At 51.8% G+C, this 14,385-nt stretch carries 14 protein-coding genes and 2 rRNA genes; 7 read left to right on the top strand and 9 right to left on the bottom strand.

Features of this window, described 5'->3' with window-relative positions; translation table 11 throughout:
- Positions 1-33 precede the first annotated feature (33 nt).
- The 3 genes from glnL to J4614_RS19605 all read left to right on the top strand — a co-directional run bounded on the left by glnL (position 34) and on the right by J4614_RS19605 (position 2,724).
- Entirely contained in the window at positions 34-1,083 is a 1,050-nt protein-coding gene (glnL, locus tag J4614_RS19615; RefSeq protein ID WP_000146194.1) for a nitrogen regulation protein NR(II), read from the top strand.
- A gap of 8 nt (positions 1,084-1,091) precedes the next feature.
- Positions 1,092-2,501: a nitrogen regulation protein NR(I) gene (gene glnG / locus J4614_RS19610; RefSeq protein WP_001188781.1), complete on the top strand. Its 1,410-nt coding sequence runs from the start codon at positions 1,092-1,094 to the stop codon at positions 2,499-2,501.
- Positions 2,502-2,613: 112 nt separating this feature from the next.
- Positions 2,614-2,724, top strand: a complete 111-nt coding sequence (locus tag J4614_RS19605) for a YshB family small membrane protein (protein ID WP_001578131.1) — start codon at positions 2,614-2,616, stop codon at positions 2,722-2,724.
- A gap of 89 nt (positions 2,725-2,813) precedes the next feature.
- On the opposite strand, the gene hemN is transcribed toward J4614_RS19605, so the two are convergent.
- From hemN to J4614_RS19590, 3 genes are all read right to left on the bottom strand, one after another.
- Entirely contained in the window at positions 2,814-4,187 is a 1,374-nt protein-coding gene (gene hemN / locus J4614_RS19600) for an oxygen-independent coproporphyrinogen III oxidase (RefSeq protein WP_000003520.1), read from the bottom strand.
- Between the two features lie 188 nt (positions 4,188-4,375).
- Positions 4,376-4,891, bottom strand: a complete 516-nt coding sequence (yihI, locus tag J4614_RS19595) for a Der GTPase-activating protein YihI (RefSeq protein ID WP_000743297.1) — start codon at positions 4,889-4,891, stop codon at positions 4,376-4,378.
- Between the two features lie 118 nt (positions 4,892-5,009).
- Complete coding sequence (locus tag J4614_RS19590) at positions 5,010-5,234, bottom strand: hypothetical protein (RefSeq protein WP_001541209.1); 225 nt, start codon at positions 5,232-5,234, stop codon at positions 5,010-5,012.
- A 239-nt stretch (positions 5,235-5,473) separates the two neighbouring features.
- Here J4614_RS19590 and yihA point away from each other — a divergent pair, with 239 nt between their 5' ends.
- Positions 5,474-6,106, top strand: coding sequence for a ribosome biogenesis GTP-binding protein YihA/YsxC (yihA, locus tag J4614_RS19585; RefSeq protein WP_000183327.1), 633 nt, complete (start codon positions 5,474-5,476; stop codon positions 6,104-6,106).
- 333 nt (positions 6,107-6,439) lie between these two features.
- On the opposite strand, the gene polA is transcribed toward yihA, so the two are convergent.
- Positions 6,440-9,226: a DNA polymerase I gene (gene polA, locus J4614_RS19580; RefSeq protein ID WP_138020039.1), complete on the bottom strand. Its 2,787-nt coding sequence runs from the start codon at positions 9,224-9,226 to the stop codon at positions 6,440-6,442.
- Positions 9,227-9,613: 387 nt separating this feature from the next.
- Between polA and J4614_RS19575 the strand changes: the two genes are divergently transcribed.
- Entirely contained in the window at positions 9,614-10,522 is a 909-nt protein-coding gene (locus tag J4614_RS19575) for an acyltransferase (protein WP_000196900.1), read from the top strand.
- A 12-nt stretch (positions 10,523-10,534) separates the two neighbouring features.
- Here the strand turns inward: J4614_RS19575 and dsbA are convergent, their stop codons facing one another.
- The 3 genes from dsbA to J4614_RS19560 form a co-directional block, all read right to left on the bottom strand.
- Positions 10,535-11,158, bottom strand: a complete 624-nt coding sequence (gene dsbA, locus J4614_RS19570; protein ID WP_138020038.1) for a thiol:disulfide interchange protein DsbA — start codon at positions 11,156-11,158, stop codon at positions 10,535-10,537.
- A gap of 16 nt (positions 11,159-11,174) precedes the next feature.
- On the bottom strand, positions 11,175-12,161 hold the full coding sequence (locus tag J4614_RS19565) for a serine/threonine protein kinase (protein ID WP_000999260.1): 987 nt from the start codon (positions 12,159-12,161) through the stop codon (positions 11,175-11,177).
- Between the two features lie 76 nt (positions 12,162-12,237).
- A complete protein-coding gene (locus J4614_RS19560; protein WP_000649858.1) occupies positions 12,238-12,507 on the bottom strand; it encodes a YihD family protein in 270 nt (89 codons plus the stop codon).
- Between the two features lie 69 nt (positions 12,508-12,576).
- Here J4614_RS19560 and mobA point away from each other — a divergent pair, with 69 nt between their 5' ends.
- Positions 12,577-13,161 (top strand): molybdenum cofactor guanylyltransferase MobA, encoded by a 585-nt coding sequence (mobA, locus tag J4614_RS19555; RefSeq protein ID WP_001046880.1) that lies wholly within the window; start codon positions 12,577-12,579, stop codon positions 13,159-13,161.
- The gene (gene mobB / locus J4614_RS19550) at positions 13,158-13,673 is read left to right on the top strand and encodes a molybdopterin-guanine dinucleotide biosynthesis protein MobB (protein WP_023892294.1); all 516 of its coding nucleotides are present in this window, start codon (positions 13,158-13,160) and stop codon (positions 13,671-13,673) included. The genes mobA and mobB overlap by 4 nt, the downstream gene beginning before the upstream one ends.
- A gap of 302 nt (positions 13,674-13,975) precedes the next feature.
- Here mobB and rrf read toward each other — a convergent pair.
- Both rrf and J4614_RS19540 read right to left on the bottom strand, forming a co-directional pair.
- Positions 13,976-14,091: ribosomal RNA gene (gene rrf / locus J4614_RS19545) — 5S ribosomal RNA — on the bottom strand.
- Positions 14,092-14,292: 201 nt separating this feature from the next.
- Positions 14,293-14,385: ribosomal RNA gene (locus J4614_RS19540) — 23S ribosomal RNA — on the bottom strand; the annotation flags it as partial.

Genomic DNA, 14,385 nt, shown 5'->3' with positions numbered 1-14,385 from the left:
AAAATGGTGCAACCTTTTCCAGGAGACTGCTGAATGGCAAGCGGCATACAGCCCGATGCTGGGCAGATCCTCAATTCGTTAATCAACAGCGTGCTGGTGGTCGACGACGCGCTGGCAATCCATTACGCCAACCCTGCCGCGCAGCAGTTGCTCGCGCAAAGCTCACGCAAACTGTTCGGGACGCCGTTACCTGAACTGTTGAGCTATTTTTCGTTAAACATTGACCTGATGCGCGAAAGTTTAGCGGCAGGGCAAGGCTTTACCGATAACGAAGTGACGCTGGTGATTGATAGTCGCTCGCATATTCTCTCTTTGACCGCCCAACGTCTGCCCGACGATTTTATACTGCTCGAAATGGCGCCGATGGATAACCAGCGTCGTCTGAGTCAGGAGCAGTTGCAGCACGCGCAGCAAATCGCCGCCCGCGATCTGGTGCGCGGTCTGGCGCACGAAATCAAAAATCCGCTCGGCGGCCTGCGCGGCGCGGCGCAGCTACTCAGCAAGGCGCTGCCCGACCCGGCGCTAACGGAATATACCAAAGTCATCATTGAACAGGCCGACAGGCTACGCAACCTTGTCGATCGTTTGCTGGGGCCGCAGCACCCGGGAATGCACATTACCGAGAGCATACATAAAGTCGCGGAGCGCGTGGTGGCGCTGGTGTCGATGGAACTGCCGGATAATGTCCGGCTTATCCGCGATTACGACCCCAGTCTGCCAGAACTGCCGCATGACCCGGAACAAATTGAGCAAGTACTGCTGAATATTGTCCGCAATGCCTTGCAGGCGCTGGGGCCGGAAGGCGGCGAAATTACGCTGCGTACCCGTACCGCCTTCCAGTTAACGCTGCATGGCGAACGCTATCGCCTGGCGGCGCGTATAGACGTTGAAGACAATGGGCCGGGCATTCCTCCCCATTTACAGGATACGCTGTTCTACCCGATGGTCAGCGGTCGCGAAGGCGGCACCGGGCTTGGGTTATCTATCGCCCGCAATCTTATCGATCAACACGCCGGCAAAATTGAATTTACCAGTTGGCCGGGGCATACCGAGTTTTCGGTTTACCTGCCGATTCGGAAATAGAGGTGTTTATGCAACGAGGAATAGTCTGGGTCGTCGATGATGATAGTTCCATCCGTTGGGTGCTTGAACGTGCTCTCGCCGGGGCAGGGTTGACCTGTACCACCTTTGAGAATGGTAATGAAGTACTGGCTGCGCTGGCCAGTAAAACGCCGGACGTCTTGCTGTCGGATATCCGAATGCCGGGAATGGACGGGCTGGCGCTATTAAAGCAGATTAAACAGCGTCACCCGATGCTTCCGGTCATCATTATGACCGCGCATTCCGATTTAGATGCCGCCGTGAGCGCCTATCAGCAGGGGGCGTTTGATTATCTGCCTAAACCGTTTGATATTGATGAAGCCGTCGCTCTGGTCGAGCGCGCGATTAGCCACTATCAGGAGCAGCAGCAACCGCGTAATATCGAGGTTAACGGCCCGACAACAGACATGATAGGCGAAGCGCCCGCCATGCAGGATGTGTTTCGCATTATTGGTCGGCTGTCGCGTTCTTCGATTAGCGTGTTGATTAACGGCGAATCAGGAACTGGTAAAGAACTGGTCGCCCATGCGCTTCACCGCCATAGCCCACGCGCCAAAGCGCCGTTTATCGCGCTCAATATGGCGGCCATCCCGAAAGATTTGATTGAATCCGAACTGTTTGGCCATGAGAAAGGCGCTTTTACCGGGGCGAATACCATCCGGCAGGGCCGTTTCGAGCAGGCTGACGGCGGCACGCTGTTTCTGGACGAAATTGGCGATATGCCGCTGGATGTCCAGACTCGTCTGTTACGCGTGCTGGCTGACGGACAGTTCTACCGCGTGGGCGGGTACGCGCCGGTAAAAGTGGATGTGCGCATTATCGCCGCCACCCACCAGAACCTCGAACGACGCGTTCAGGAAGGGAAATTCCGCGAAGACCTGTTCCACCGCCTGAACGTGATTCGTATCCATCTTCCGCCGTTGCGCGAGCGCCGTGAGGATATTCCGCGCCTGGCGCACCATTTTTTGCAGGTCGCCGCCCGTGAATTAGGCGTGGAAGCCAAATTATTACATCCGGAAACCGAAACGGCGTTAACGCGCCTGGCATGGCCTGGTAACGTGCGTCAGTTAGAAAATACCTGCCGCTGGCTCACCGTCATGGCCGCCGGACAGGAGGTATTGATCCAGGATTTACCTGGCGACCTGTTTGAAGCCTCGGCGCCGGATAGCCCGTCCCACCTGCCACCGGATAGCTGGGCTACATTACTGGCACAATGGGCGGACCGCGCCTTGCGATCCGGTCATCAAAACCTGCTTTCTGAAGCGCAGCCAGAACTGGAGAGAACGCTACTGACCACGGCGTTACGCCATACGCAGGGTCATAAACAGGAAGCCGCCAGGCTGCTCGGTTGGGGGCGAAACACCCTAACGCGGAAGTTGAAAGAGCTGGGAATGGAGTAAACATTACCCGCGAGTGTAAAGATTAATAATTGAGCGCAAAACGCTGCTATTTTGCGCTTTACTGTTCCGATGAGTTCAGTATGATCATGCCCGGCAAACGGGGGGATTCATTATGTTAGAATCTATTATTAATCTGGTATCGAGTGGAGCGGTCGACAGCCACACGCCACAAACTGCGCTAGCCGCCGTATTGTGTGCCGCGCTGGTGGGACTGTTCAGCTGACAATGTGCCGGATGGCGCTAATGCTTATCCGGCCTACAGGTTGTCGCAACGTGTAGGCCCGGTAAGCGCAGCGCCACCGGGCAACCCGGCTAAATGACGCGCGAGAACTGCTGCATCCGCGCTTTCTGGCGCAGATACGCGTCAAAGCACATGCAGATATTGCGGATCAGCAAACGACCTTTCGCCGTCACCTGAATTCCCTTCTCGCTAATATCCACCAGCCCATCTTTTGCCAGCGGCGACAGTAACTGCAAATCTTCGGCAAAATACTCAGCGAAATGCAAACCCCACTGTTGTTCGACAGCGTTAAAATCCAGGCGGAAGTTACAAATCAGCGCTTTGATAACATCGCGACGAATGCAATCATCACGGGTCAGCGTAATACCACGCCATAGCGCATTGCCCCGCTCATCCACTTGCTGGTAATAACGCTTCAGCTCTTTCTGGTTCTGCATGTAGCCATCGCCAATCATGCTGATAGCAGAAACCCCCATCCCCAGCAGATCGGTATCGCCCTGGGTCGTATAGCCCTGAAAATTACGGTGCAGCACGCCTTCGCGCTGCGCGACGGCCAGTTCGTCGTCCGGACGGGCAAAATGGTCCATCCCGATAAACTGATAACCGGCCTGAGTAAGCGATACGATCGTCTCCTGCAAAATATCCAGTTTCTGCTGCGCGCTGGGTAAATCGGCATCTTTAATTTTACGCTGGGCGGCAAAAAGCGTTGGCAGATGCGCATAGTTAAAGACGCTCAAACGATCGGGGTTCAGTTCCGTCACACGCTTCAGCGTGAAAGCGAAGCTTTCCGGCGTCTGTTTCGGTAGACCGTAGATCAAATCGATATTGGTCGAGGTAAAGCCGATATCGCGGGCGTGATTAAGCAACGCAAAGATGAATTCTTCATCCTGCTCGCGGTTAACCAAGCGCTGCACCTCTTTATTAAAGTCCTGCACCCCCATACTCAGGCGGTTAAAACCTTCCGCACGTAAATGATCGAGCACATCCAGCTCAATTTCACGGGGATCGACTTCGATCGAGATTTCCGCGTCGGTATTAAAGTGGAAATTTTCACGCAACAGCGTCATTAAGCGGCTGATTTGCGCTTTATTCAGGTAAGTAGGCGTACCGCCGCCCCAGTGAAGCTGGCTGACATGACGGTCTGCAAACAGCGGCGCGCGATGACGAATTTCCTGCTCAAGCGCGTCAAGGTACTGGTCAGCTTTATGCTGTTGGCGGGTGACAATCTTGTTGCAGCCGCAGAAATAACACAACTTGTGACAAAACGGGATATGCACATACAGCGAGAGCGGACGTTCAGGATAACGCGCCACAGCCTGCAAGAATGCGGCGTCCTCGAAGTCTTCAGAAAACTCCAGCGCGGTTGGGTACGAGGTATATCGTGGCCCGGAATAGTTATATTTCTGGATCAGGGCCAGATCCCAGTCTATTTGCTGTTCAGACATGCTCACTCCTTCCGATGGCGTCTCTGGCGGGTACGGCGTACCGGCTTCACGCCATAACGGGCGGCAAGCCGGCTGCGCAGCCATTTCTGTCGCCGCGACAATCGCTGTAGTTTAACGAATAACCACACCAGATAACATATAACCGGAAGGGTTATAAGCAGGACGGGCAAGCCCACGGTGTAAACCCGTTAGTTGCCGCCTCTTAGCAGGCGCATCATATCTTCCTGCTTCTCGTCCTCTTCGTCGTCTTCTTCGTCGTCATCGTAAGACAGACCAAGCTTCTGCATCAGTTCATCAATACGATCCAGTTTGGCATCTACCCAGGCTTGATCTTCCGCACTCAGGGTTTCGCCCGCTTCCAAACGTTCTAACAGCGCATCCAGGCGCTCATCCGTTTCCAGTAAATCCAACTCCGCCTGCGGTGAAAGCATAGGTTTCTCACTTTTCGGTTTATGCTGTTGGGTCACTTTTTCAGTCACGCCCAATGGAACAGGTGTTTTACTGCCAATGCGTGGATCTTTTTGTTGATTCTGATTGCCGCCGCCCGAAACGGAATTGCCGCCCGCCGCGCGACTTCCCGGCGCATGACCGCGATGTTTTTTCAGGCGTTTACGGTCGCGCGCCTCCTGGTTTAACTCTTCACGCGTTTTACGACGCTGTTTGCCAAAGGCTTTACTGCGCGGTGCAGAGGTTGGTTTTTTCATGATGTCAGATCTTTAAGCCGTTTTATTCAGTATAGAATTGAGGCGGAATCTAGCAGAAAGCAAGCAAAGAAAAAAGGCGACAGAGTAATCTGCCGCCTTTTTTCTTGACTCACGACCCTTAACGGGTTCCACCATCCCTGTTGGCTATCAACACGCCCTGTTTTTCCCTTAGCCTGGAACATTCCATGTTGTTTCCATTTCCTTTTACTAACGTCTCCGGACGTTTGTCTTCCTGACAATCCTGTGTCTTCGCCTCCTGGCGCTCCTGACCCTCATCCTGAGTCGTTGATCCTGTTAGCGTCCTCGCTATGTGCATTACTTTACTCTTTTGGGGTAAACTCACAAGATACCGACACGGCAAATCCCTTTTTTTCAGACAATTACCTTTCTATAAATTCATGATTTAACTATATTAACTGGCTTTGAGCCTGACAACGACTCTGTCATGTCGCATAAGTGCAATGGACAATGTCTCACAAAGCGTATGGCTTTTACTTACAGCACCGCCGCGCCGAAAAATCCGTCTTTTGCTGGCGTTCAGGTATAATCGCCACAATGCTTTGACTGACGGAGACGACCGCTTTGACTAACCTGAATTATCAACAGACGCATTTTGTGATGAGTGCGCCTGATATTCGCCATTTACCTTCCGATTGCGGAATTGAAGTGGCTTTTGCTGGCCGTTCCAATGCAGGCAAATCCAGCGCCCTGAACACGTTGACCAACCAAAAAAGCCTTGCGCGCACCTCTAAAACGCCGGGCCGTACCCAATTGATTAACCTGTTTGAAGTCGTAGATGGCAAACGGTTGGTCGACCTGCCGGGCTATGGCTACGCGGAAGTCCCGGAAGAGATGAAACGCAAGTGGCAACGCGCGCTGGGGGAATATCTGGAGAAACGTCAAAGCCTACAGGGCTTAGTCGTTTTAATGGATATCCGCCATCCGTTGAAAGACCTCGACCAGCAGATGATCCAGTGGGCTGTAGAGAGCAATATCCAGGTTCTGGTTCTGCTGACCAAAGCGGACAAACTGGCCAGCGGCGCGCGCAAGGCGCAGTTGAATATGGTACGTGAAGCCGTGCTGGCTTTTAATGGCGATGTGCAGGTAGAAGCGTTTTCCTCGCTGAAAAAGCAGGGCGTGGATAAGTTACGTCAGAAGCTGGATAGCTGGTTTAGCGAACTGGCACCGGTCGAAGAGATTCAGGACGGGGAATAATCATCCGCTATGCCGGATGGCGCCGCTGCGCGTCTTATCCGGCCTACGGTGCGAGCGAAACTTTTCTTACGCCCAATAAAAAACGCCCCAGTCATAACTGACTGGGGCGGCTAAAATATTCAGCCAAATCCGATTACGTGAAGTAAAAGGTCTGAAAGATAGAACATCTTACCTCTGTACCCTACGTGAATAACTTTACTCTTTTTTGAGCAACACAGAAAGACCTTTTCGTAATTTTTTTTCATTCTTTACATAGGGAATTCTAATACCCATCACAAAACCCCCGTGCTTATGTTGCTTAATTACGAAAAAAGCGCGTTATTCCTTAAATGCTTAGTGCGCTTGATCCCAATTTTCTCCGCTACCGACTTCCACCAGCAACGGCACATCAATACGCGTGCAGTTTTCCATCAACTGATGGATACGTTTTGCTACCGCATCTAAGTCGTCTTTATGCACCTCGAACACTAATTCATCGTGTACCTGCATAATCATCCGCACGCGCGGCTGCTCGGCCTGTAGCCAGGCATCGACGGCAATCATGGCGCGCTTGATGATATCGGCAGCCGTTCCTTGCATGGGAGCATTGATCGCCGCGCGTTCCGCCCCCGCGCGCCGCGCCGCGTTGCTGGATTTAATATCCGGCAGGTAAAGGCGGCGTCCCTCCAGCGTTTCCACATAACCTTGTTCTTTTGCCTGAGCGCGTGTGCGCTCCATATATTCCAGCACGCCAGGGTAGCGTTCGAAGTAGAGATCCATATACTTCTGCGCCTCTTTACGCGGAATATTAAGCTGGCGAGAAAGACCGAAGGCGCTCATCCCGTAAATCAGGCCAAAGTTAATGGCTTTCGCACTTCGGCGCTGTTCCCCGGTCACGCTATCCAGCGGCAAGCCAAAGACTTCCGCCGCCGTTGCGCGGTGAATATCCTTCCCTTCGGCGAACGCCGTAAGCAGTCCTTTATCACGGGAAAGATGCGCCATAATACGCAGCTCAATCTGTGAATAGTCCGCAGATACGATGAGATAATCCTCAGGCGCAATAAATGCCTGACGAATGCGGCGGCCTTCCTCATTGCGCACCGGAATATTTTGCAGGTTCGGATCGGTGGACGATAAACGTCCCGTCGCCGTTACCGCCTGATGATAGGAGGTGTGGACGCGCCCGGTTTTCGGGTTAATCATCAGCGGCAGCTTATCGGTATAGGTGGATTTTAGCTTCGCCAGACCACGATACTCCAGAATCACTTTCGGCAGCGGATAGACCAGCGCTAGCTCCTCCAGCACCTCTTCCGACGTTGACGGCGCGCCGCCAGGCGTTTTCTTCAGCGGCTTAATACCCTGCTTTTCAAACAGGATGGTCTGCAACTGCTTCGTTGAGGACAGGTTGAACGCCTCGCCCGCAATGTCATGCGCTTTCTTTTCCAGTTCCGCCAGACGTAGTGTGATTTCTTCCGAATGTTTGTGCAGGACGGCAGGATCGATTTTTACGCCATTGCGCTCAACGCGTGACAGCACCGGCACCAGCGGCATTTCGATGTTTTCGAAAACATTCAGCGGGCCTTTGTGCTGCTGGAGCTCTGGCCACATTTTGAGATGCAACTGTAACGTGACATCCGCATCTTCTGCCGCATAGCGCCCCGCTTCCTCCAGTGCGATCTGGTTAAAGGTGAGCTGGTTTTTACCTTTACCGGCAATGTCTTCAAAGGTGATAGTTTTGTGCTTCAGCCAACGATCGGACAAGCTGTCCATATCATGGCGTCCGGCGACGCTGTTCAGAATGTAAGACTCAAGCATGGTATCGAAGGCGATACCGCGCAGCTCAATACCGTAATTTTGCAAGACGCCGCGATCGTACTTGAGGTTTTGCCCCACTTTGCGCACTTTTTCATCTTCCAGCAGCGGCTTCAGCAGTTCCAGAGCACGCTGGCGGGAAATTTGATCCGGAGCGTCCAGATAATCATGCGCGACAGGTACATACGCGGCAACGCCAGGTTCGATGGCAAACGAGAGGCCCACCAGGTTGGCGGCGATATTATCCAGGCTGTCGGTCTCCGTGTCGAAAGCAAAAACTGGCGCTTTTTTCAGCTTTTCAATCCAGCTTTCCAGCGTAACGTCGTCCAGAATAGTGACATAATTTTCATAAGAGAGCGCCGCTGCCGGTTCGCTGGGCGATTCATCAATAACGACCGTTTCCTGCGGTTTGGCCGCCGGTTTCGCGCCCTTTGCCTGTAGCCATTTGCCGGACTCAACGTCCGCCGTCCAGCGCTTAAACTCATATTTTTTAAACAGGCCCAGCAGTTCATCCGCAATCGGCTGCTGTACTTCAAGCTGTTCGCAGGTCAGCTCCAGTTCAACATCCGTTTTAATGGTGGCGAGTTTATAAGACAGGTACGCTACGTCTTTATTCTGCGCTAATTTAGCGGCCATCGTTTTGGCGCCGCGGAAAGTGAGACCGGCAATTTTTTCCGGCTCGGCGTACAGCGTATCCAGGCCGCCCAATCCCTGAAGCAAAGCTTGCGCCGTCTTCTCACCCACGCCAGGTACGCCTGGAATATTATCCGAGGAGTCCCCCATCAGCGCCAGAAAGTCGATAATCAGCTCAGGCGGCACGCCGTACTTATTAACGACTTCATCCGGGCCGAGGATGGTGTTAGTCATGGTGTTGATCAGCGTAATATTCGGCGTCACCAACTGTGCCATATCTTTATCGCCGGTGCTGATTAATACCGGACGCCCCACCTTCTCCGCCTCTCGCGCCAGTGTACCGATAACGTCATCCGCTTCTACGCCAGAGACCGCCAGCAGAGGTAACCCCATGGCTTTAACCATGGCATGTAACGGCTCTATTTGCGCACGCAGATCATCCGGCATCGGAGGGCGATGCGATTTGTAATGTTCAAAGAGCTCATCACGGAAGGTTTTTCCTTTGGCGTCAAACACCACCGCAGCATGCGTCGGCTGATACTGCATGATCAGGCTGCGCAACATGTTGAGGACACCATACATTGCGCCCGTAGGTTCTCCCGCGCTGTTGGTTAACGGCGGAAACGCATGATAGGCGCGATAGAGATAGGATGAGCCATCTACGAGAATAAGTGGGTTTTCTGGGATCTGAACCATAATGTCCGTGCCTGTTTAACAGATTATGGTTAAAGGATGCCACATACAGGAGGAAAACTTGAGTTTTTCGCCGCATTTGCGGAGAAGTTTTGTCGATCTTCAGGATCGCTCGCAAAAAAACCTGTGGATAACTTTGTGTGTAAATTCTTACCATTACTTTAAAATCAGCGCGATAGCCTTCTCCTCTTAATAATTACCCATTATTTTCAATGAGTTGTTAACATCACGTTTTTCTGATTATCTGATTCATGCCGTTATCATAATGTGGATAGTTGTTACGAGTGTTTCTATTTCACTCAGCGCCATCATTAGCATCGTTTTCTGATAGAATCAGCCTCTTGCGCCCTTTTCGCGCACCGTTTATGGCTAACTTTTGAATAATTTATTATGACGAGAATACTCGCGGCTATCACGCTCCCATTGAGTATCGTATTGACCATCCTGGTCACTATTGTTTGCTCAGTACCGATCATCGTTGCCGGTATGGTAAAGCTCCTTTTGCCTGTTCCCGGTATCTGGCGCAAGGTCTCCATTTTCTGCAATTTCATGATGTATTGCTGGTGTGCTGGTCTTGCAGCGCTGTTACGCCTTAATCCGCACTTGCAATGGGATGTAGAAGGGTTAGAAGGGCTGAGCAAGAAAAATTGGTATTTACTGATTTGTAATCATCGCAGCTGGGCCGATATCGTTGTGCTTTGCGTTCTGTTCCGCAAGCATATCCCAATGAATAAGTACTTTCTTAAACAGCAATTGGCCTGGGTGCCGTTCATCGGCCTGGCGTGCTGGGCATTAGATATGCCGTTTATGAAGCGCTACTCCCGTAGCTACCTGCTCCGACACCCCGATCGACGCGGCAAAGATGTTGAAACAACTCGTCGCTCTTGCGAAAAGTTTCGTCGGTATCCCACCACTATCGTTAACTTTGTTGAAGGCTCGCGATTTACGCATGAGAAACGTCAGCAAACGCATTCACCTTATCAACATCTGTTGCCGCCAAAAGCAGCCGGTATTGCAATGGCGATTAATGTTTTAGGCTCACAGTTCGATAAGCTGCTTAATATTACGTTGTGTTACCCAAACAACGATCGTCACCCCTTCTACGATATGCTAAGCGGTAGGCTGACGCGTATTATTGTTCGGGTGCAACTGGAACCCATAAATGAAGAACTGCACGGCGATTACGTGAACGACAAAACATTCAAACGCCGTTTTCAACGTTGGCTTAATACGCTGTGGGATAAGAAAGATATACAGATAGAAGAGATTAAAACATCTTATAAAAACGCCGGTCAGTGACCGGCGTTCTTTTTATTTTTTATCAACCAAATATTTAACGGTATCAGCATACTGCTGAACAAAAACATCCATGCTGCTGGTATCCATGCCTTGTGGGTTAATCTGGTATTTGCCATTGACGAACATCGCCGGAACGCCCTGCAGTTGCAGGTCAGCCGCGGCTTTCTCCTGTTGCGCAACCAGTGATTTCACCACGAAGCTGTTCCATGCCGCATCGTAATCTTCGCCTTTGACGCCCGCATCAACGAACACTTTACGGATATCCGCGGCAGATTGTACTGTCTGGGTTTTCTGTACGGCTTCAAACAGCGGGACCGTGACTTTATCTTCTACACCCAACGCCATCGCCACCGCCCATGCCTGGGTGAGCTCCTTGCCCAACGGCCCCAGGAACTCAACGTGGTACTTGGTCATTTTGGTGCCTTCCGGCAGCTTTTTCTTCACATTGTCAGACACATGAAGCACTTCTTCAAACTGATAACAATGTGGGCAGTAGAAGGAGAAAAACTCCAGTACCAGGGGTTCGCCAGCGACCGGTTTATCCAGCGTGATATACTGTTTACCGTCGCTGATCTGTGCTGCCGAGGCGCTAAAAGCTAAAACCATACCAGCCAGCGCCAGCCAAATCTTTTTCATGATCAACTCTCTCCGATTAATACATTGGCGTTAATTGTAAAGGGGGTTCGTGCAAAATTTTAGTCTGCTCAATAAAAGTCGTTGTCTGTCGCTGCCAGTAATCTTCCCCTGTTAACCAGGGAAAGTTTTTTGGAAACGCAGGATCGCCCCAACGACGAATCAACCAGGCAAGATAATAAACTAAACGCATGGCGCGTAAAGGTTCAATGAGACCAATTTCAGCCGTATCGAACTCACTAACTTCTTCATAAGCTTCAATAATGGTTTCAAGCTGCATTCGCTGTTCGGCTTTGTCGCCGTTCAGCAGCATCCATAAATCCTGTATCGCCGGGCCGTTACGGGCATCATCTAAATCGACAAACAGCGGTCCATCACGCCATAGAATGTTGCCGGCATGACAATCGCCGTGCAATCGCAGCGTGGCGAAATCGGGGCGCCAGCATTCGGTAACTGCAGACAGTAGAGTATCAGTGGCTTTCAGGAAAGCCGCTTTTTGCCCGGAGGGAATCAGTGCGGCATCTTCGAATACCTGGCGAGGTTCAAAAAGATACTCTGCAAGCCCAATGTCAGGCCGGAAAGTGAAAGGACGTTTTCGCCCCGTCTGATGCAATCGGCCAAGATAACGCCCTACCGCCTCCATCTGATCAATATTGTCTGCTTCAAACTGACGACCGCCTACGCTGGGGAAAATGGCATAATGATAGCCCTGATGCGCTAACAGCGTCTGGCCATTAAACGCGAGCGGAGCAGCAACCGGAACCTCATCCTTCACCAGTTCAAGCGCGAATTGGTGTTCTTCCCGAATTTGATCAACAGACCAGCGTTCAGGACGATAAAACTTAACGACAAAACGTCGACGGTCTTCATCCTGAAACTGATAGACGCGGTTTTCATAACTGTTTAGTGGAGTCAGCCCGGAATCCACCCTGATCCCCTGTTCAAACAGCGCATCCATGATGGTTTCCGGGTGTAGCGTCTGGAAAGTAAAAGCGTTGTCGTTCATCCCATCATCCGGAAAATACTACGAATGATTCAGGATATCATTTCGTGACGATTTCGGTGGCGCCGCTTACAAGGTTTTACTCTTTAATAACGCCGCGGGCGCGTAAAAGCGCCGTTTTAAAGTCCTCTTCATAGTCTTTTTGAATCCCTGGAATGGCGGCGTCTTTGGCGGAATCGCGCATTTTCAGATGGTAGATCAGGATATCATCAGTTAAATCTTCCAGTTTGCCGTCAAAACCTGACTCTTTCGCCAGTTTCTGCAAAAATTGCGTCAGATTAAGATCAGGCTCTTTCTGCCAGGCTGGCTGGAGGAGTTCAATGACTTCATTCAGGCGTTTACATTTCATAGCTGTGCTCCTTATTCTTGATACAGACACGGTAGCAGGGTCAATCCCACAATAAAAGAGGCGATATCGGTGAATCTGGATGAAGTAATAACCGGCGTGGTGCTGGCAGGCGGTAAAGCCCGGCGGATGGGAGGTGCGGATAAAGGTCTGCTTGAACTGGACGGGAAACCGCTCTGGCGACACGTTGCCGACGCGCTCGCGCCACAACTTGCTACGGTCGTCATTAGTGCTAATCGCCATCTGGATATCTACCAGGCCAGCGGCCTGAAAGTCATTCCGGATTCAATCGCTGACTTTCCCGGTCCGCTGGCGGGTATGCTTTCCGTTTTTCAGCAGGTAGCAGGCGACTGGTTTCTGTTTTGTCCCTGTGACAATCCCTGTATCCCCCACAACCTGGTCGATCGTTTAGCAGCGCAGCGTCATGGCGCACCCGTGGTTTGGGTTTATGATGGAGAACGCGATCATCCAACGATCGCGTTGATTAATCGTGCCGTTGAGCCCCAGTTGACAGCTTATTTGCAAGCAGGCGAACGGCGAGTAATGATTTTTATGCGCCAGGTAGGAGGACACGCCGTTGATTTCAGCGATTGTAAGGAGGCATTTGTGAACGTCAACACGCCGGAGGAACTCGCGCAATGGCAAAAGAGACCATGATACCGCTACTCGCCATTGCCGCGTGGAGCGGCACGGGAAAAACAACACTGCTGAAAAAACTGATCCCAGCACTTTGTGCGCACGGTATTCGGCCAGGGCTGATTAAGCATACCCATCATGATATGGATGTCGATAAGCCGGGTAAAGATAGCTACGAGCTGCGTAAAGCCGGGGCGGCACAGACGCTGGTTGCCAGTCAGCAGCGCTGGGCGTTAATGACGGAAACGCCGGAGCAAGAAGAGTTGGATCTGGCATGGCTGGTGAGCCGGATGGATGCATCAAAACTGGATCTGGTGCTGGTAGAAGGGTTTAAACACGAAGCAGTTGCGAAGATCTTACTTTTTCGTCAGGGATGTGGGAACAGCGAGGAAGAATTAATTCTTGATGAGCATGTTATTGCGGTTGCCAGTGATATTCCACTTGCCGTAGCGGTACCCGTTTTGGATCTTAATGATGTATCGCAGATTTCTGCCTTCATTTTGCGGTGGTTAGAGAAAGCACGCACCTTGTAGGCCGGATAAGGCGAAGCTGCCATCCGGCGGTGCAGATTGCCTGATGGCGCTGTGCTTATCAGGCCTGCATTTTTACAGTTACCACACACGCAAAGAAGCCCGTCCTGACGGACGGGCTTCTTCACTTATTTGATGCCTGGCAGTTTATGGCGGGCGTCCTGCCCGCCACCCTCCGGGCCGTTGCTGCGCAACGTTCAAATCCGCTCCCGGCGGATTTGTCCTCCTCAGGAGAGTGCTCACCGACAGACTACAGATAAAACAAAAGGCCCTGTCTTCCGACAGGGCCCTTCGTTTTATTTGATGCCTGGCAGTTCCCTACTCTCGCATGGGGAGACCCCACACTACCATCGGCGCTACGGCGTTTCACTTCTGAGTTCGGCATGGGGTCAGGTGGGACCACCGCGCTAATGCCGCCAGGCAAATTCTTTTATGCTCAGTACGCAATTCTTTATCACATCAGCGGCGTTGCCTGCGCTCGCAAAGTCAGTCACATACTTCTGTATGCTCCTTCCTTTCCTTCGCTTGCCGCCTTGCTGCTGCGCAAATTATTGCGTACTCAACTCTGAATCAGTGCTGAAAATTGTTGTCTTCTCAACCGCCAAAACATCTTCGGCGTTGTAAGGTTAAGCCTCACGGTTCATTAGTACCGGTTAGCTCAACGCATCGCTGCGCTTACACACCCGGCCTATCAACGTCGTCGTCTTCAACGTTC

Origin of the sequence: Salmonella sp. 32031103-2018-00083-FB-01-SM-01, from assembly GCF_017571995.1 — a bacterium.
Taxonomy (GTDB): domain Bacteria; phylum Pseudomonadota; class Gammaproteobacteria; order Enterobacterales; family Enterobacteriaceae; genus Salmonella; species Salmonella enterica.
The sequence above is the reverse complement of the archived record's forward strand: the minus strand, read 5'-3'. Positions and strand labels throughout refer to the sequence as shown.

What these genes read in the sequence shown, in the direction of transcription:
- glnL (WP_000146194.1), top strand. Translation starts at nt 34, where the DNA reads ATGGCAAGCGGCATACAGCCCGATGCTGGGCAGATCCTCAATTCGTTA.
- glnG (WP_001188781.1), top strand. Translation starts at nt 1,092, where the DNA reads ATGCAACGAGGAATAGTCTGGGTCGTCGATGATGATAGTTCCATCCGT.
- J4614_RS19605 (WP_001578131.1), top strand. Translation starts at nt 2,614, where the DNA reads ATGTTAGAATCTATTATTAATCTGGTATCGAGTGGAGCGGTCGACAGC.
- hemN (WP_000003520.1), bottom strand. Translation starts at nt 4,187, where the DNA reads ATGTCTGAACAGCAAATAGACTGGGATCTGGCCCTGATCCAGAAATAT.
- yihI (WP_000743297.1), bottom strand. Translation starts at nt 4,891, where the DNA reads ATGAAAAAACCAACCTCTGCACCGCGCAGTAAAGCCTTTGGCAAACAG.
- polA (WP_138020039.1), bottom strand. Translation starts at nt 9,226, where the DNA reads ATGGTTCAGATCCCAGAAAACCCACTTATTCTCGTAGATGGCTCATCC.
- J4614_RS19575 (WP_000196900.1), top strand. Translation starts at nt 9,614, where the DNA reads ATGACGAGAATACTCGCGGCTATCACGCTCCCATTGAGTATCGTATTG.
- dsbA (WP_138020038.1), bottom strand. Translation starts at nt 11,158, where the DNA reads ATGAAAAAGATTTGGCTGGCGCTGGCTGGTATGGTTTTAGCTTTTAGC.
- J4614_RS19565 (WP_000999260.1), bottom strand. Translation starts at nt 12,161, where the DNA reads ATGAACGACAACGCTTTTACTTTCCAGACGCTACACCCGGAAACCATC.
- J4614_RS19560 (WP_000649858.1), bottom strand. Translation starts at nt 12,507, where the DNA reads ATGAAATGTAAACGCCTGAATGAAGTCATTGAACTCCTCCAGCCAGCC.
- mobB (WP_023892294.1), top strand. Translation starts at nt 13,158, where the DNA reads ATGATACCGCTACTCGCCATTGCCGCGTGGAGCGGCACGGGAAAAACA.